The sequence below is a fragment of the Corallococcus sp. AB038B genome, assembly GCF_003668955.1.
GTDB lineage: Bacteria > Myxococcota > Myxococcia > Myxococcales > Myxococcaceae > Corallococcus > Corallococcus exiguus.
Genome location: NZ_RAWO01000006.1, coordinates 382015 through 399352, shown reverse-complemented (window position 1 = coordinate 399352; position 17338 = coordinate 382015). Strand labels below are relative to the sequence as shown.

The window sequence follows — 17338 nt, the reverse complement described above, 5'->3', positions numbered from 1 at the left end:
TCCTTCGATGAGCCAACGCTTCCGCATCGATGGCGCCGCGATGTTGGTCCCCGAGGACCGCACCGGCATCCCCGCGCTCGCGGGACGCTCGGGGACGTACGCGCTGATGCCCACCGCGCCCGACCTGCTGGTGTTCTCCCGCACGCCGCCGGAAGGGGGCTCCATCCCCACGCCGCGCGTGGTGCTTTCGGGGGACGCGGGTGGGTTCCCCCTGTCGGACCTCATCGCGTTCCTCAGCCAGTCGCGCTGGAGCGGCATCATCCGCGTGCACACGCCGGGCGGCGAGCGGTCGCTCACGCTGCGCGAGGGCGAGGTGCGCGGCGCCACCTCCGAGGAGCCCGCGGACCGGCTGGGCGAGGTGCTGGTGCGGCTGGGCTACGCGGACCGTGCGCAGGTGGAGGCGGCGCTGCGCGAGCAGTCGGCGTCCAAGCTGGGCCGGGCGATGGTGGAGAAGGGCGTGCTCCAGGCGCACGACCTCTTCAAGTGCGTCACGCACCAGGTGAGTGAGATCTTCCACGCCATCGTGCTGTGCCGCGAGGGGTCGTTCTTCCTCATCGACCAGCCGCTGGACGAGAAGATGGGCCACTCCCTCCAGTTGTCCACGCAGAGCCTGCTGATGGACAGCATCCGGAAGATCGACGAGATGGCGCACTTCCGGAAGCGCATCCCCCATGGCCGCATGTACGTGGCGCGCAAGCGTCCGTCCGACGGAAAGCTGGAGGAGGACGAGGACCGCGTGCTGACGATGCTGGACGGGCGGCGCACGGTGCTGGAGCTGGGGCACGCGGCGCGGCTGTCCGAGTTCGACGTCACCAAGGTCGTCTTCCGCCTGCTGGAGGGCGGCTTCGCGGGGCTGACGGACAAGCCGGCGGGGGCTCCCGCCTCGGCCGTGGTGCCGGAGAAGACGGTTGCGCCGCGCGTGCGTCCGCCGGTGCGCGCGGTGGCTCCGGTGGATGCCCGGCCGGTGGCGCGCGTCTTCAACTTCATCTTCCGGGAGATCCGCGACGAGGTGGCCCGCTCCGGCATGGACCGCGAGTTCATCGCGGCGGCCAACGCGGCGCTGTCCAACCAGGCGCTGTCCTCGTCGCCGGTGCTGGAGGGGCTGGCGTTCGCGGCGGACGGGAGCCTGCCGGAGGGCCGGTTGATGGAGGCCTTCGACAAGCACCGCGCCCACCTGGGCAGTGAGCCGCTGGCCTCGTTCCGCCAGGCGCTGAGCGACGTGATGTTCTTCCTGCTGTTCCAGGCGGGGGAGCTGTTGGAGTCGCGCGCGGACGAGGACCTGGCCCGCCGGGTGAAGGAACTTCTGGCCACGCTCGAGGCACCGTGACGGACACTGGATTTCCGAGGCTGACCGCGGGCGTGCCCGGGTGCGGCGGCGCGTTCAAGCTCACCCCCGATGACTTCGAGGTGGAGGAGTTGCCCGCGTACCTGCCGTCCGGAGAGGGCACGCACCTGTACCTCTGGGTGGAGAAGCGCGGCCGGGACACGCGCGAGGTGGTGCGCGCGCTGGCGACCGCGCTGGGCGTGCGCGAGGACGACATCGGCTCCGCCGGCATGAAGGACCGGCAGGCGGTGACGCGCCAGTGGCTGTCCGTGCCCGCGAACGCGGAGGCCCGTGTGCCGGAGTTCGCGCTGGACGGTGTGCGCGTGCTGGAGGTGAAGCGGCACGGCAACAAGCTGCGCACCGGGCACCTGAAGGGAAACCGCTTCCGGCTGCGGCTGCGCGGCGTGCAGGACCTGGGGGCGGCGCGGGAGTCCTTCTCCCGGCTGTCCGCGCAGGGCGTGCCCAACTACTTCGGGGAGCAGCGCTTCGGGCGGGCCGGGGACAACGCGGACCTGGGCCGGATGCTCCTCCTGGGGCAGCGGCTGCCGAAGCGGCCGGACCGCTTCCAGCGCAAGCTGTACCTGTCCGCCTTCCAGTCGCGCCTCTTCAACCAGGCGCTGGCCGAGCGGCTCACCGCGGGCACCTTCGCCACGGCGCTCCTGGGCGACGTGCTGCGCAAGGAGGAGACGGGCGGCCTCTTCGTGTGCGAGGCGCCGGACGTGGACGGTCCGCGCGTCGCCTCGTTCGAGGTGAGCCCGGCGGGTCCGATGTTCGGCCCGAAAATGACCGCCTCGAAGGGTGAGGTGGCGGAGTTCGAGGCGCGGCTGCTCGTGGACGCGGGCGTCACGCCGAGCGACTTCCTGCGCGGCGGCGACGAGACGGAAGGCACGCGCCGGCCGTACCGCGTGCGGCTGGGTGCGCCGGAGCTCACGGAGGACGGCGAGGACGCGCTGCTCACGTTCGAGCTGCCGCGCGGCGCCTACGCCACCGAAGTGCTGCACGAGCTGCTCAAGGACGGCTGAGGCGCCGGCACGTGAGGGAGCGGCGTTTCGCCACCCACGTGCCGCACGCGCTACCCAAGGACGGCTGCGGCCCCGGCGTACACGAGAGCGGCGCTGGACGGCTGCCTCGTGCTCGCGATGTGCCCGCGCGGAAGAGCGTGAGGGACGCTGCGTCCTGGCGCTGCTTCGTGCCCCGAAACGACCGCGCCTCCCTGAGCGTGAGGCCCGGGGAGGCGCGTAGGGAACTGCTTGTCCCGCTCCGTCTTGAACGGAGCGGGGTTTGGCGTCACGTCACTGCCGGACGACGTTGAACTCCGTGCGGCGGTTGAGCGCGCGGCCCGCCTTCGTGTTGTTGGGCGCCACGGGCTTCGTCTCACCGAAGCCCACGGCCTCCATGCGGCCCGGGTCGATGCCTCGCTTGAGCAACTGCGCCATCACCGCGTCGGCGCGCTTCTGGGACAACTTCAGGTTCGCCGTGTCGTTGCCCATCGAGTCGGTGTGGCCCTCGATGCGCATCTTGCGGATCCACGGTGCGTCCTTCAGCGCCTGCGCCACCTCATCCAGGATGGTGGTGCTCTGCTTGCCGATGATCTTCGCGGAGCCGGTGCCGAAGAGGATCTGCTTCTTGATCTCAATCCGGTCCTTCTTGACGATGACCATCTTGTACTGCTTGGCGCACCCGCGCTCCTCCTTCACACCCGGGTCGTCAGGGCACGCGTCCAGGCGGTCCACCACGCCGTCGCCGTCGCGGTCCGGATCCGGGCAGCCGGCGTTCTCCTGCGGGCCGGACTCGTTCGGGCACTTGTCCTGCGCGTCCGGCACGCCGTCGCTGTCGTTGTCCAGGTCCGGGCAGCCGTCGTCGTCCTGGTAGCCGTCCTTGTCCTCCGGCTCGTCCGGGCACTTGTCCTTGTCGTCGTTGATGCCGTCCCCGTCCTTGTCCACGATGGGGCAGCCCAGGTTCTGCAGCGGACCCGGCTCGTTGGGGCACTTGTCCGTGCCGTCCACGATGCCGTCCAGGTCGTTGTCCATCTCCGGGCAGCCGTCCTCGTCCTCGAAGCCGTCCTTGTCCTCGGGCTGGTCCGGGCACTTGTCCACGTTGTCGAGGATGCCGTCGCCGTCGCGGTCCTTGGGGGCCTCCGGCGGGCAGCCGTTGTTCTCCGCCACGCCGGGGATGAGCGGGCACTTGTCCTGCGCGTCCAGCACGCCGTCCCCGTCGTTGTCCGGGTCCGGGCAGCCGTCCTGGTCCTGGAAGCCGTCCACGTCCTCGGCCTGCTCGGGGCAGGGGTCGTCCTTGTCGAGGACGCCGTCGCCGTCGCTGTCCGTCTCCTCGATGCTCACCACCACCTGCTGCTGGGGCTGGGTGGGCTGCTGGGGCTGTTCCGGCTGCGCCTGCGGCGTCTCCGGACGGTCGCGCACCAGCACCTGGCGCGGGCCGCAGTTCTTGGAAAGCTCCAGGGCGCGCTTCACCGCGGTGTCGGCGTCGCGCACGTGCTGGGCGGCGCGCGAGCTGTTGCCCTGGCTGAGTTCTCCGCGGGCGAAGTCGAGGTTGGCCTCCGCGGCGGCCAGCTCCGCGGGCGCGCAGCGCAGGGCACCGCCACGGCGGGCGCGCTCCACGTCGGCGGTGAGCACCTCCGTGTCAGCGCGGATCTTGTTGCCGCTGACGCAGGAGAGGGAGGCGAGGAGCAGGGTGAAAAGCGCGGACTGGGTCAGACGCTTCATCGGAGAGCGCTCGGGCGTCACGGGTTCTGGGGGCGGCCCTGGGAGTCGCCGCTGTTGGCCGCGGACATGGCCTTCTCCCGCGCCTCGTTGGCGAAGCGCGAGGCCTTCACGGCGAAGTCCACACCGGCCTGGTAATCCGAATAGCCGACCTCCTCCCGCGCCTTCTGCAGGTAGAGGTTGGCGGCCGTCCACTCGTAGGGGGCTTCCTTCTCCGCCCCCGCGGTGCGCGCGGCCTGGATCTGCACTTCTGCGTCGAGGATGTTGGACGTGGACTTCACGGGGCCACATGCGGTCAGCACGCCCGCGAACGCCAACAGGAGCGACTGCTTCGTCATCACGGGGGCCTCGGTCGACAGAGCGGAGACAGACTGGTCGCCGGTCGTATCAATCGCCTCCGGGGGGGTCAAGAATCGGGCGGTTGGCGTGAAGCAGGGGGCCGGGCGGAGGGGTGGACTTTGACGGCGGGGGCCGTGCTTGCCATCGTTCCGCCCCTGTGCGTCCACCGTCCGTCCGTGCCCTGCTCGTCGTGCTGCTGTTGCCCCTGACCGGCCTCGCTGGCCCTGGGGCCGCGTCCAAGAAGGCCCAGGGCCGCGCGGAGGCGGACACCGTGCTCGCCCAGGTGGCCAACGGTGCCCCCGTGCCTCCCGCCACGTCGCGCCTGCGCTTCCTGCGCCAGGAGGCCTACGCCGCCGAGGAGATTGGCCCGCTCTTGCGCACCACGTACGAGGAGCGCACCCGCCGCAACCTCGTGGCGCTGCTGGCGTCGCTGGGCGCGCGCACGGGTGAGTCCACGCTGGCGAAGCTGGCGTCGGATGGCGACAGCACCGTGCGCATGTACGCGGCACAGGGGCTGGCCCGGCTGGGCAGCCGCAACACCGCCGCCGTGCTGCCGCTCCTCCAGGACAAGAGCAGCGGCGTGCGCCGCGAGGCCGCGCGGGCCCTGGGCGCGTCCAAGAACCCGAAGATGGGCAAGCCGCTGATGGCCGCCGCCAAGGACGAGCAGGAGCTGGAGGTCCGCGCGGCGCTGCTGGAGGCCGCGGGCGCCACCGGTGACGCGAAGCAGAAGGCCGCGCTCAAGACGTACCTGGACAGCGATTCGGAGAGCACGCGCTTCGCCGCGGCCCGGGGCCTGTGCCGGCTGGGCGCCCCGGAGGGCTTCGCCTTCGCGCAGAAGCTCCTGGGCAACACGGACAAGTTCGTGCGCCGCCAGGGGCTGGTGCTCTTCGAGGGCGTGCCGGCGAAGAAGGCCAGCCCCGTGCTGTCGCCGCTCTTGAATGACGCGGACCGCACCCTGGCCGCCACCGCCGCGCGCCTGCTGCACCAGGGCGGCGATGCCGCGTCGCTGGACTGGCTGGTGCTCGCGTCGTGGAACGCCAAGGGTGAGGAGAAGCTCGTCTACGAGAAGGAGCTGGAGACGCTCCAGCTCGCGGACGACCGCCGCAAGGCCATCCTGCGCAAGGCCGGGGTGGCGCCGTGAGCATGTGGGGTGTGTGCGCGCTCGCGCTCCTGTCCCAGGCTCCCGTGAAGCAGGCCCCGACTCCGGTGCCCCCTGCGCGCGCGGTGCCCACGTCGGCGCAACCGGCGGTGGCTCTGCCCGTGCGGGAGAACGGCTGGAGCGTGCTTACACCCGAGCAGCGCGCGGCCCTCATCTCCGACAAGGCCGAGTCCCCGCTGGCGGAGCGCCTGCTGGGCATGAGCGAGAAGTTCCTCAACACGCCCTATGTCCTGTCGCCGCTGGGCGAAGGGCAGGGCGTGGACCCCGACCCCACCTTCCGCCTGGACGCGGTGGACTGCCTCACCTTCGTGGAGGAGTCGCTGGCCCTGGGCCTGGCGCGCGGCGAGCCGGAGGTGCCGGCGCTGCTGGAGCGGATCCGCTACGCGAGCACGCCCACCTACGAGGACCGCAACCACCTGATGGAAGCGCAGTGGCTGCCCAACAACATCAAGAAGGGCCTGCTGGTGGACGTGACGCGCAGGTACGCGAAGGCGGACACCGTCTCCGTCACCAAGACGCTCACCGCGCGCACCTGGCAGTCGAAGTCGTCCATGGCGCTGCAGCTGCCCAGCGAACGCCAGCCCGTGGGCACCTTCACCCTGGACATGATTCCGTTGGACAAGGTGCTCGAGCACGCGCGTGGCGTGGCCTCCGGCACCATCCTCGTCGTGATGCGCGAGGACCTGCCGCTGAAGGCCACGCGCATCACCCACCTGGGCTTCGTGGTGCAGAAGAAGAAGCGCACGTACCTGCGCCACGCGTCCAGGGGCGGCTACAACCGCGTGGTGGACGAGGACCTGGAGACGTTCCTCGCCCGCAACGCGCGCTACGACAAGTGGAGGGTGACGGGCGTAAGCCTCTTCGAGGCCCGGCGTCCGCCCGCCACGCTCGCGTCCCAGCCCGCGCCCGCTCAAGGCAGCGCGGACGTGGGCTCGCCCTGACGGCGGTGGGCCGCTAGTACGCCGGGGGTGCGCTGTTGTCGGTCGACGCCTGGCGAGCCCGCTCGTCCTCGAGCTCCTCTTCCTCCGCCGCGCGGCCGGCCTCGTCCCCGTAGACGCGCGTCTGGATTCTATCCTCCTCCAGGAGCAGCGCGGCGCGGACCTGCTCGGTGTCCGGTACCAGGAGTTCCCACCAGGGCAGCAGGTTGCCCGTGGTCAGCTCGTCCACCACGCCCGAGCGGCCGGGGCGCACGATGAGCGGGATGCGGTGCTCGTCCAGCACGTCCACGAAGACCTGGGCCGTCACGGGATCGTCCGCGACGCCCGCCCTCACGAAGCGGCGTTGATCCAGCTCATGAGGCAGGGGCAGCCCCCGCTCGTGCATCTCCTCCGCGGACACGAGCGGTGGGTGGTTGGGGCAATCCGTGCAGTCCACGACACTGTCTTGATACTCCGAGCCACACCGTGCGCAGTACCTCATGGGGCCCTCCTGGGCGATGGCTGGAATGTTAGGAACGGCTCGCGCGGATGGCAGGCTGTGCGCCGCGCGAATTTCCGTCAGTGCCGTGCCGCGTCTCCCAGCTCGCCCACCATGCGGCTCAGGCGCTCCACGTCGATGGGCTTGCGCAACACGGCATCGCAGTAGTCCGCGCCCTCCACCTGCGCGTAGCCGGAGACCAGGACGACGCGGGCCCTGGGCTCGCGCTCCTTCACCTGCTGCGCCAGCTCCGTGCCGTTCATTCCGGGCAGGGATTCATCTGTCACGACGACGTCGGGGTGTGTGGCCTCGAACGCCTTCAGGCCCGCCACCCCGTCCGACGCGGTGGTGACCTCGAAGTCGTCCTCCAGGAGCTCCGCCAGGAGCTCGCGGCTGTCCCCGTCGTCCTCGACCAGCAGGACCTTGATTCGCTCGCCATCCATGCGACTAGAGCAACCCGGTGCCGCGCGGGATTCGTCCATCGTGTCCCGGGCGCGGTGACGTCCGGCTGGCTGCTTCGGGGGAGGGCAGGCGGGAAGGCTTGCGAAAGCCCCTCACGGGCGGGCGGGGGACTGCCCATGTTTGTGCCCGGAGGTGAATCCATGAAGGTGCAGCTGCGGGGAGTACATCTGGGGCTGACGGACAACCTGAAGCAGTACGTGGACACGCATCTGGTGGCGCATATCGAACGGTTCGCCGAGGACGAGGCGTCGGAGATCGAAATCGCGCTCGTGGACATCAACGGGCCCAAGGGAGGCGTGGACAAGGAGTGCCGGGTCACGGTGCGCATGCCTGGAATGGAATCCGTGCACGTGACGGAGACGTCGGAGACGTTGTTCCAGGCCATCGACGCAACGCGTGACCGCCTGGAGAAGGCCATCAAGCGCGCGCTGGAGCGCCGCCGCCAGGTCAAGACGAACGGCCTGCCGTACGACCTGAACGCGGACGCGACGAACTACTAGGCGGCCGGTTGTAGCGGGTGTGACAGAACGAAGGGCCCGGGAATTCCGGATGCCAGTCAGGCATACGGCCCCCGGGTTCCTTCGGGCCAGTTCCTTGCTGGGGTCGAACGGTGGACGCTATAAGCGGACCCCTCACCCCTGGGCTAAAGGACGGCGATGGTCCGCCTCAAGTTCCTGCTGTTCGCACTCCTGGTCCTCGGACTGGGCCTGGCTCACCTCCCGACGCTGTCGGCGCCTCAGCGTGCGCGCGCGGTGGAAGGTGCGTCACTCCAGGCCGCGTCGGGTACCGGCGAGGTCGCGCGTCGCGTGGATGCACGTCGCGCGGAAGTGCAATCCCTGGCGCTCAAGCTCGCCGGCAGCCCCCAGATGGCCGCCGCCGTGCGCGCGCTGACTCCCGCGCCCGCTCCGAAGTCTCCGCGCGACCGCTACGGTTCGAAGGACGCGGACGAGACGGCCGGATTGTTGCCGCTCACCGCGGAGCGCTTCGGCGCGCTGCGCACCGCCGCGGAAGCCGGTCTGCCCAAGGAGCTCCAGGGCGCGGTGGTGGCGGTCGTGGCCGGCGACGTGGTCTTCCACGCGCGCGCGGGCGCCGAGCCTTCCTCGGACACCGCGGCGTTGGATGTCGCGGCGCTCGCCAAGGCGGGCACGTCCGTGGTGGACGCCTTCGGGGCGCCGCATGTGTTCACGTCCGTGCCGCTCGCGTGGAGCGGTGAGGGGACTCCTGCTCCGGCGGTGACGCTGGTGGTGGGCGTGCCCCTGGCCGCGGATGCCGCGCTGCAGGGTGCGCTGGATGCGTCCGGCGCGGCCGCGGTGGGGCTCGTGCAGGGCGGCGACAAGGTGGTGGGTGGCGTTGGCGCGGAGAAGGCGCGGCTGGAGGGCTCGCTGCCCCGGCTGACGGTGGGGGCGAAGGACACGGTGCTGGAGTCGGGTTCGCTCCAGGCGCTGGGCCCGGTGCAACTGCCCGCCTTCACGAGTGGCGACGCGATGGGCGGCCAGGCGCCGCTGTTCGTGGGCTCGCGCCAGGCGCTGACGGGCACTCCGTATGAAGTCGTGGTCCTCGCGGGCACGGCGGCGACGCTGGCTCCGCTGGCCGCGTACCAGCACACCGCGCTGCTCGCGCTCGCGGGCCTGTTCGTGCTGAGCCTGGTGTGGACGGCGCTGATGGGCGGGAGCAAGAAGGACTCCGGCGAGGAGACCGTGTCGGGCGGTTCGGACACGCTGGGCTGGGGCGCGGCGATGGCCGCGCAGCAGTCCGCGCCCGCCGCGCAGCCCGTGGCCAACACGTCGCCGCCGGCTCCGGCCGCCGTGGCGCCCGTGGCCGCTGCTGCCGCGGATCCGTTCGGGTCGGCCGCTCACTCGGAGCCCCTGTCCAACCCGTTCGGGTCGGCCGCTCACTCGGAGCCCCTGTCCAATCCGTTCGCCTCGGTCGCTCCGCCGGCCGCTGCTGCCGCGGATCCGTTCGGGGACGCGTTCCCCTTCCCGGGCACTCCGGCTCCGGCCGCGGATCCGTTCGCGATGCCGCCTCCGGCCGCCGCTCCGTTCGCGATGCCGCCTCCGGCCGCCGCTCCGCTGGCGGATCCGTTCGCCGGGGTGGAGTCGTTCCCGTTCCCGTCTCCGCCCGCGGCCTATCCGCCGCCGGCCGCGGAGTCGTTCGCGCCGCCTCCGGCGTACGCGCATGGCGGCGCGATGCCCTTCGATCAGCCGGTCCCGTCGGCCGAGCCCCTTGCTCCGGCGGCGCCGCGCCACGCCGCGTTCGCCTTCGAGGATCAGCCCACGGCGGCGTACTCGCTCCAGCAGGCGGCCAATCCGTTCGCGCTGGCGGCGGCGCAGTCCTCGGATCCGGAGTCCCCGGAGACGACGCGCGTGGCGGCGATTCCGCGCGAACTGCTCCAGGCCAGCACCCGGCCCACGTCGGAGGCCATCCCGATGCCGGCTCCGCGCTCCAACGCGGTGCCGCTGCCCATGCCGGGCGTCAACGGCGCGGCGGCCGCGGCGCTGTCGGAGGAGCAGCACTTCCAGGACGTCTTCCGCGAGTTCGTCACCACGCGCGAGCGCTGCGGTGAGCAGGCGGACGGCCTGACGTACGACAAGTTCGTGCAGAAGCTGCGCAAGAACAAGGAGCAGCTCGTCACGAAGTACGCGTGCAAGACGGTGCGCTTCCAGGTCTACGTGAAGGAGGGCAAGGCCGCCCTCAAGGCGACGCCCGTCAAGGACTGACGGCCGCGCTCCACCGTGTGGTGCCCGAAGGCCCGGGACCTCTTTCACGAGGTGCCGGGCCTTCTTGCGTGGGGGGCTCAGCTCGCGCGGGGGAGCACGACGCTGAAGCGGGCGCCCTGGCCCGGCTCTCCGCCGACTTCCAGGCGGCCGCCGTGCTCCTGGAGGATGCGCGCGGCGATGGCGAGCCCCAGGCCGGTGCCGCCGTCCTTGGTGGTGAAGTAGGGCTCGAAGATGCGGGCGCGGTGCTCCAGGGGGATGCCGGGGCCTTCGTCCTCCACCTCGACGATGGCGTCCGCGTCGGTGCCCTTCACTCGCACGCGCAGCGCGCCGCCCTTGCCCGTCATCGCTTCTTCCGCGTTCTTCACCAGGTTGACGAGCACCTGGGTGAGTTGGTCGCGGTCCGCGCGGGCCACCACGCCCGTCTGGAGCGTGGGGACCATCTGGATGCCTTCGGGGGGCGCGGCGTACAGCGACAGGACGCTCTGGGTCAGCTCGCCCAGGTCCACCGGGGCGAGCTGGGGCTTGGGCAGGCGCGCGAAGCGGCTGAACTCGTCCACGATGCGCCGCAGCCGCTCCACCTCCTCCAGCACCACTCGCGCGCTCTCCTTGAAGAGGTTGGGGAAGCTGGGGTGGCGCGCCTCGTGCGCGGCCATCAGCGTCTCCAGCGACATGCGGATGGGCGTGAGGGGGTTCTTGATTTCGTGCGCCAGCCTCCGGGCGACCTCCTGCCACGCGGCGATGCGCTCGGTGGCCATCAGGCGCTCGGTGGTGTTCTTCAGCTCGGACGTCATGTGGTTGAACGTCCGGACGAGCTCGCCCACCTCTCCGGTGGCGCGGGCCGTCACCTGGACGTCCAGCGCGCCTTCCGCCACGCGGCGGGCGCCGGAGGTGAGGGCCTCCACGGGGCGCGTCATCCAGCGCGACACCAGCAGGCCCAGGAGCGCCGCGAAGCCCAGGCCCAGGCCGGCGAGGAGGAGGAACGCGCGCATGACGCCCTCCTCGGCTTCGCGTGCCGCGGCGCGGCTGAAGGTGAGGCGCACGGAGGCCGCGTTGCCCAGCGGCAGTAGCTGCTCCACGGTGGGCGGGGCCGCGCTGCCGGCGTGCGCGACCTGGGCGCCGCCGGACAGGAGCGTCACGTCGGATTGGGTGAGGCGGGCCAGGTGCTGGGCCAGGCCGTCGTCCAGCACCACGCCGCCCACGGCCCACAGGCGCACGTCGCCGTAGTCCACGGGGCGCGCGGTGACGAGCGCGGGGACCTGGCGCAAGCCCGCGTCACCCCGCACGTCCACGCGCACGGTCACGGGCCTGGGGGACTTCTCCTTCGTCACGGCGAAGAGGGCGGGGTCCGGGTCGCCGCGCCGGGCGGGCAGGTGGCCGGAGGACAGCACGGTGCCGTTGCGGTCGAAGAGCGTGAGCACGGTGAGGCCGCGGCTCTTCATCAGGCCCTCGGCGGTGTTGGCCTGGATGACGCGCAGGGGGGCGGTGCGCGCGTCGCGCACGAGGTCCTCCATGGCGGGGCTCTCCACCAGTTCCTCGACGGCGCGGCGCGCGTTGGCGGCGGAGCGCTCCAGGGACTCCTGCGCGGAGGCGGTGGCGGCCGTCATTCGCGCGTCGAGCTCGCGCGACAGCGTGTCGCGCAGGCGCGTCAGCGTCAGGGGAACGACGACCGCCAGCGGCACCAGCGCGAGCAGGGCGAAGGCGAGCGCGAGCCGGGTCCTCAGGCGCATGCGGGCCGGTCCTTCCTGGGGGCTGCCGCGTGGGTGGGACTCACGGCCGGCCTCCGCCGCCAGAGGCCTCGACGGGGGCGAGCCAGGCGCCTTCGAGCACGGGCAGGCCCTGGGCATCCAGCACCAGCCCCGTCACCTCTGGCGCGACGCGCAGGGCGAGTCCCTGGGCGTACAGCGGGATGAGGGGCACGGAGGGCGCGAGCGCCAGGGCTCGTTCGCGGCTTCGCGCATCCCGGGCTCCGGCGTCCGTCAGGGCTCCGATGGGCGGCAGCTCCACGCCGAGCAGGTCGCGGCGCCCGCCGGCTTCGAGCACCACCGCCAGCGCGGGGCCGGGAACGGGCGGCAGCAGGAACGCGCTCAGCATCAGCTCGAAGTCGCCCTTCGCCTGACGGCTTCGCAGCGCGGCGCGCGACTGGGGCTCCAGCGCGACGGTGTAGCCCTGGTCGTGCAGCTTCACCTGGATGCGTTCGGCCACGGCGCGTTGATCCGCCAGCGCGGCGTCATAGACGAGCGTCACCTTGCGGGTCGCGCCTGCCGGCGGTGCATTGGGCCGGGGCCTGGGGCCCTGGGGCATCAACGCGGGCGGCAGCAGGTTCGCCATGGGCACCGCGGGGCCCTTCACGAACAGGCGCGTGAGGTCCTCGCGGTCGATGGCGCTCTCCACCGCCTGGCGGAAGTCCGCGGGCACCTTCCGGGGCGAGTACGCCAGATAGGTCGCGTACAGCGCGGCGCCCGTGAGGGTGTTGTCGTCGGGCGGCGTGCCCAGCTCCACCTGCACCTGCCGAGCGGACCACAGCCGCGCGAGGCCTCGTTCATCCGTGGCGGTGAGCGCCAGCCGGTCCAGGTACGGACGGCCTTCGGGCCACGCGACTTGGGCCTCCAGCACGCCCCGGCCCACGGCACTGAACGGTCCCGACGCGGGCGACGGCGGCGTCGCGAGGGCAGGGTGGCACAGCGAGCGCTCCAGGTCGGGCCACGGAAACGCCAGCGCCAGGTCCAGCGTGGCGCCGGTGGACGTCACCTGACGGCCATCGCCGCGCAGGGGATACAGGAGCGCGCGGTACGGAGACTGCGACTCCGTGGAGGACAGTCGTGTCCACGCGCGGGCCACGGCGGTCGCGCTGGCCGCGGAGGGCATCGTCACGCGCAGGGCCTGCGGTACGGGGCGCGACAGCTCGCGCGCCAGCGTCGGGTGTACCTGTCCGCCGGTGTCCACGCGGCATACGGACCGGGTCAGCAGGCCCAGCAGCGCAGCCTCCATCGGCGTGTCCGCGAGCGCGGGCTCACCGATTTCAGGGGGCCCCGCGTGCGCCACCCGCAGCTCACCGCCGTAGCGCGGACGACTGGCCGCCAGTGCCGGAGTGGAAGACAGAAGCACGAGGCCCGCGAGTGCGGAGCGGATCTTCACGGTGCACCCTGGCGCAGGAGGAACAGCTCGCTCGTGCCGTCCGGCTTCCACGAACCCACGATGACTTCGCGGCGCTTGTCGCCATCGAGGTCCGCCGTCACCACGTACAGCGCCCGGCCCGGCGGGAGCGCTCCCTGCCACAGGGGCTCGTGCGCCATCGGCGCGTCGGAGTTCAACGACAGCACCCGCAGCACGTCTGGCGACGGCTGGAGCTGCGGTGACGTGGTGAGCAGCTCCGGCACCCCGTCCCCATCCAGGTCTCCCAGCGCGCTGCCCGCGCCCAGCCCGGACACCTTCAACGGCGCGGACGCGGGACGCGTGTAGAGCGACGCCGTGCTGTCCGCGTGCACGAACAGCATGCGCGGCGCCGCGAAGCTCGCCGTACCGAAGGGCGCGGGCACCGTGAGGCTTCGCCCGTCCGCCAGCCGGACCTCGGGCGCGAACACCGTCTGTCCCGGCACGAACGTCCCGCGCTCCGCTGTCCCCAGCGGCGCTGCGTCCAACGTCCCCGACGGACGCAGCGTTCCCTTTGCCTTGTCCAGCACCAGCACCTCGCCGCGCGCATACCGCGTGCTCCAGGCCGCCAGTCGAGGCGGCCCCGTCAGCACCGCCAGCGCTCCGAAGGGCTCGCGCGTCGTCGCCGTAGCCGCCGCCCCTTCCAGCTCCCGCCGCGCGAGCACCCGCCCGTCCGCGCCGAACACCACCACCTCGTGCTCGGTGAGCGCGGCCACTTCATCGCGGCCATCGCCATCCAGGTCGCCCGCGGCCAGCGCCGCAAGCGGCGTCTCCAGCCTCGCGAACACCGCGCCCAGCAGTCGCACCGGCCGCCGCTGCTGCGGTCCCGGACCCGTCACTCCCGACGACGGCGTCCCCACCGCCGCCAACGCCAGCACCGCGGCATCGGCCTCCACGCCCTCGGCCACGGCGGCGGCGGGCTTCGGTGGACGCGTGGGCGTGCGGCCGGACCAGAAGTTCACCCACGTGCCCAGCACGTCACCCCGCGCCACCAACTCGCCGCCCTCCACGTCCAGCGTGAGCCGCGCCAACGAGCGGGCTCCCTGTTCGCGGGCGGCGGCTTCGGCGCGCTCGGGCGGAACGTCCAGCACCACCGGCCCCAGGTTCATCGCGGAGAGCCGTGCGGCGAGCAGCGTCCCGAAGGCCCGGCGCAACTCCGGAGAGCTTCCGGACAGGGAGAGGGCCACGGGCGCCTCCGCAGATGCACCGCGGATGGCGTCGGCCACGGCCAGGGCCAGCCGGGCGGAGGCAGGGGGCGCGCTTTCGTCCGACTCCGCTTGGGCGGGCAGGGCGAACGCGAGCGCGAGGACCAGCGGAAGGAGCGAGCGACTCACAGCCCCCTTTTGCCACCTTCCTCCAGGAAGTAGTTGTCCGGCGTCACCTGTCCGGGCGGCGGGGCCTCGGCGGTGGGCTGGGTGCCCTCCAGGTAGGGCTCCATCCGGCCCGGAACGGCGTTGCCCGCGAGCAGCCCGGTGACGGGGTCGATGCGCACCTGGGTGACGCCCGGAGGCACCTCGAAGTCGCGCGCGGGCAGGCCCTCCTCCGCCACGCGCATGAAGTTGAGCCACAGGGGCAGCGCGGCCCGGCCGCCCGTCTCGCTGCTGCCGAGGGGCGAGTTGTCATCGAAGCCCACCCACGCGCTGGCCACCCAGTCCATCGTGTAGCCGTTGAACCACGTGTCCTTGGACTCGTTGGTGGTGCCCGTCTTGCCCGCGGCGGGCCGGTTCAGCTCCCGCACCGCGCGCGCCGAGCCGTCCTCCACCACGCTGCGCATCAGCGACGTCGTGAGGTACGCCACCGCCGGGGGCAGCGTCTCCTCGAAGGCCGGCTGGTGCTCCTCCAGCACCGTGCCCTTCGCGTCGCGCACGCGCAGGAGCGTCAGCGGCTCCGCGTAGCGGCCGTTGGCCTGGAGCGTGGCGTACGCGTTGACGGCCTCCAGCATCGTCACCTCACCGGTGCCCAGGGCCAGCGTGAGGTTCTCCGGCAGCGCGGAGCGGATGCCCGCCCGGCGCGCGAAGTCGATGGCGGTCGCGGGAGTGACGGACTCGATGAGCCGCACGGACACCGTGTTCTTCGACTTGCTCAGAGCCGTGCGCAGCGTCATGGGACCTTCGAAGCGCCCGTCGAAGTTCTTGGGCCGCCACGTCTTGCCCGTGTACGGGTCGCGGATGGACTCCGGCGCGTCGTTCACCGTGGAGAGCGGGGTGAAGCGGCCACTGGCCAGCGCCGCGCCGTAGATGAAGGGCTTGAACGACGAACCCGGCTGCCGCTTCGCCTGCGTGGCGCGATTGAACGACGAGCGCTCCGCGTCATAGCCGCCCACCATGGCCACCACGTTGCGGTTGGCCGGGTTGATGACCACGAGCCCGCCCTGCACCACGGGCACCTGATCCAACGTGGCCTCCACGAAGGCCGGCGCTGGAGGAGCCTTGAGCACGCGCACGAACACCAGCTCCCCGGGAGTGAACACGTCCGAGATGTCCTTGGGCGCCTTCTTGCCCTTCTGCCGCGCCCAGGTGGTGGAATCGAAGGACACCTCCGCGGTGCGGCCCACCAGGTCCACGCGCGCCACGTTTCGCTTCGTGTCCACCTCCGTCACATAGCCGGTGAGGCGCAGCCCCTCCTCCATCGGCTTGAGGATGACCTGGCCCACGCGTGCACGCTCCGGCGACTGGGCCTCCTCTTCCTCCGAGTCCGTGTCCGCGGCCAGGGCAGCGGGGCGCTGCTCCTCGGCGCCTTCCACCTCCTGCGCGGTGGGCGTCTTCGCCGGAGCCGGGGCGGCGAGAGGCTGCGCCAGCGGCGCCAGGTCCGCGACGTAGCCCTGGTCCTTCTGCCGACGGCCGGCCTCCTCGATGCGCTGGACGATGAGCTCGCGGTAGCGCTTCCACTGCGCCTCCTCCAGCTTGCCCTGCGCGCCCCGGTAGCCCTGGCGCCGGTCCACGGCTTCCAGGCCGTCACGCACGGCCTGCTCGGCGGTGGTCTGGAGCTTGGGCACGAGCGCGATGTCCACGCGCAGGCCGCCCTCCATCACCGTCTTCTCGCCGTAGCGTTCAATCAGCGTGCGGCGGATTTCTTCCGCGTAGTAGGCGCCCGCGCTGACCGTCTTGCGCGGCGCGAGCACGATGGGCTTCTCCTTCTCCGCGTCCACCACCGCGCGCGGCACGAAGCCCTGGCCCGCCATCTGCTCCAGCACGTAGCGCTGGCGCGCCTTGGCTCGGGTGATGTTCGCCACCGGGTTGATGCGGTGGGGAGACTGCACGGTGCCCGCGAGCACGGCGGCCTCGCCCACGGTGAGGTCCTTGGCGTGCTTGCCGAAGTAGTAGAGCGCCGCCTCTTCCAGCCCGTAGCGGCGCTGCCCGAAGTACACGCCGTTGATGTAGAGGCTGAGGATCTGATCCTTCGTGAGCGCCTGCTCCAGGCGCGGGGTGAGGATCCACTCGCGAATCTTCCGGCCCAGGCTGCGCTCGGGAGTGAGCAGCATGTTCTTCACGACCTGCTGGGTGAGCGTGGACGCGCCGGACTTGCGGCTGCCGGGGATGAGGTTCTTCACGCCCGCGCGCAGGATGCCGAAGGGGTCCAGGCCCTCGTGTTTGTAGAAGTCCGCGTCCTCTGCGGCGAGGAACGCGTTGCGCACGTGCGGGGGCAGGTCCTCCATGCGGACGAGCGTGCGGCGCTCCAGCGCGTACTCCGCGCAAAGCGAGCCGTCCGCGCACGTCACCTTCGTCACCTGCGGCGGCTTGTAGTTGCGCAGCGACTCCACGGAGGGCAGGTCGCGGCTGAAGTAGACGTACGTGCCCACGCACACGCCGATGACGAGCACCAGCCCGACGGCGCCCAGCACCAGGAGCCGCTTCGTCCAACGCCACAGCGCGGCGCCGAAGCCGCCCTTCTTGGGCGGCGGGGCTCCGGTCGGGGCCGGGGAGAGGGGCTCGGGAGAAGGAGGCATCGGTCGGGCCGGAGTCATGACGCTCGTGAATGCGGGGATGAAGGACTGGAGGTTAGACCGGGGGGCGGGCGGGGAGAACCCGCCTGGGCCATCCCCCCGGGAACGGCG

Annotated in this window: 14 protein-coding genes; 6 read left to right on the top strand and 8 right to left on the bottom strand. The window is 71.9% G+C overall.

Annotated elements, in window-relative coordinates; genetic code table 11:
- Positions 1–7 precede the first annotated feature (7 nt).
- Together D7Y04_RS25190 and truD are read left to right on the top strand one after the other, a co-directional pair.
- Complete coding sequence (locus D7Y04_RS25190; protein ID WP_120600054.1) at positions 8–1327, top strand: DUF4388 domain-containing protein; 1320 nt, start codon at positions 8–10, stop codon at positions 1325–1327.
- On the top strand, positions 1324–2346 hold the full coding sequence (gene truD, locus D7Y04_RS25185; protein WP_120580758.1) for a tRNA pseudouridine(13) synthase TruD: 1023 nt from the start codon (positions 1324–1326) through the stop codon (positions 2344–2346). Before D7Y04_RS25190 ends, truD begins: the two co-directional genes overlap by 4 nt.
- 270 nt (positions 2347–2616) lie before the next feature.
- Here truD and D7Y04_RS25180 read toward each other — a convergent pair whose 3' ends face one another.
- Complete coding sequence (locus D7Y04_RS25180; protein WP_121760933.1) at positions 2617–4044, bottom strand: OmpA family protein; 1428 nt, start codon at positions 4042–4044, stop codon at positions 2617–2619.
- A 17-nt stretch (positions 4045–4061) separates the two neighbouring features.
- The gene (locus D7Y04_RS25175) at positions 4062–4379 is read right to left on the bottom strand and encodes a DUF4398 domain-containing protein (RefSeq protein ID WP_043321207.1); all 318 of its coding nucleotides are present in this window, start codon (positions 4377–4379) and stop codon (positions 4062–4064) included.
- A 158-nt stretch (positions 4380–4537) separates the two neighbouring features.
- Between D7Y04_RS25175 and D7Y04_RS25170 the strand changes: the two genes are divergently transcribed.
- Entirely contained in the window at positions 4538–5521 is a 984-nt protein-coding gene (locus D7Y04_RS25170; RefSeq protein WP_233597410.1) for a HEAT repeat domain-containing protein, read from the top strand.
- A 2-nt stretch (positions 5522–5523) separates the two neighbouring features.
- Positions 5524–6480 (top strand): N-acetylmuramoyl-L-alanine amidase-like domain-containing protein, encoded by a 957-nt coding sequence (locus D7Y04_RS25165; RefSeq protein WP_217277957.1) that lies wholly within the window; start codon positions 5524–5526, stop codon positions 6478–6480.
- Between the two features lie 13 nt (positions 6481–6493).
- Here the strand turns inward: D7Y04_RS25165 and D7Y04_RS25160 are convergent, their stop codons facing one another.
- Positions 6494–6958, bottom strand: coding sequence for a hypothetical protein (locus tag D7Y04_RS25160; protein WP_121760932.1), 465 nt, complete (start codon positions 6956–6958; stop codon positions 6494–6496).
- Between the two features lie 77 nt (positions 6959–7035).
- On the bottom strand, positions 7036–7398 hold the full coding sequence (locus tag D7Y04_RS25155; RefSeq protein WP_014395148.1) for a response regulator: 363 nt from the start codon (positions 7396–7398) through the stop codon (positions 7036–7038).
- Positions 7399–7557: 159 nt separating this feature from the next.
- On the opposite strand from D7Y04_RS25155, the gene hpf reads away from it, so the two are divergent.
- Together hpf and D7Y04_RS25145 are read left to right on the top strand one after the other, a co-directional pair.
- Positions 7558–7917, top strand: coding sequence for a ribosome hibernation-promoting factor, HPF/YfiA family (gene hpf / locus D7Y04_RS25150; protein WP_120580510.1), 360 nt, complete (start codon positions 7558–7560; stop codon positions 7915–7917).
- A gap of 156 nt (positions 7918–8073) precedes the next feature.
- Positions 8074–10134 carry an MXAN_5187 family protein gene (locus D7Y04_RS25145; protein WP_121760931.1) on the top strand — a complete coding sequence of 687 codons (2061 nt, stop codon included), beginning with the start codon at positions 8074–8076 and terminating at the stop codon, positions 10132–10134.
- 77 nt (positions 10135–10211) lie between these two features.
- Here the strand turns inward: D7Y04_RS25145 and D7Y04_RS25140 are convergent, their stop codons facing one another.
- The 4 genes from D7Y04_RS25140 to D7Y04_RS25125 are packed head-to-tail and all read right to left on the bottom strand — an operon-like array spanning position 10212 to position 17230.
- Positions 10212–11861, bottom strand: a complete 1650-nt coding sequence (locus tag D7Y04_RS25140) for an ATP-binding protein (protein WP_121760930.1) — start codon at positions 11859–11861, stop codon at positions 10212–10214.
- Between the two features lie 40 nt (positions 11862–11901).
- Positions 11902–13269 (bottom strand): ABC transporter substrate-binding protein, encoded by a 1368-nt coding sequence (locus tag D7Y04_RS25135; RefSeq protein WP_121760929.1) that lies wholly within the window; start codon positions 13267–13269, stop codon positions 11902–11904.
- Positions 13266–14618: a VCBS repeat-containing protein gene (locus D7Y04_RS25130; RefSeq protein ID WP_121760928.1), complete on the bottom strand. Its 1353-nt coding sequence runs from the start codon at positions 14616–14618 to the stop codon at positions 13266–13268. Before D7Y04_RS25130 ends, D7Y04_RS25135 begins: the two co-directional genes overlap by 4 nt.
- Entirely contained in the window at positions 14615–17230 is a 2616-nt protein-coding gene (locus D7Y04_RS25125; RefSeq protein ID WP_199749726.1) for a penicillin-binding protein 1A, read from the bottom strand. The genes D7Y04_RS25130 and D7Y04_RS25125 overlap by 4 nt, the downstream gene beginning before the upstream one ends.
- Between the last annotated feature and the right edge of the window lie 108 nt (positions 17231–17338).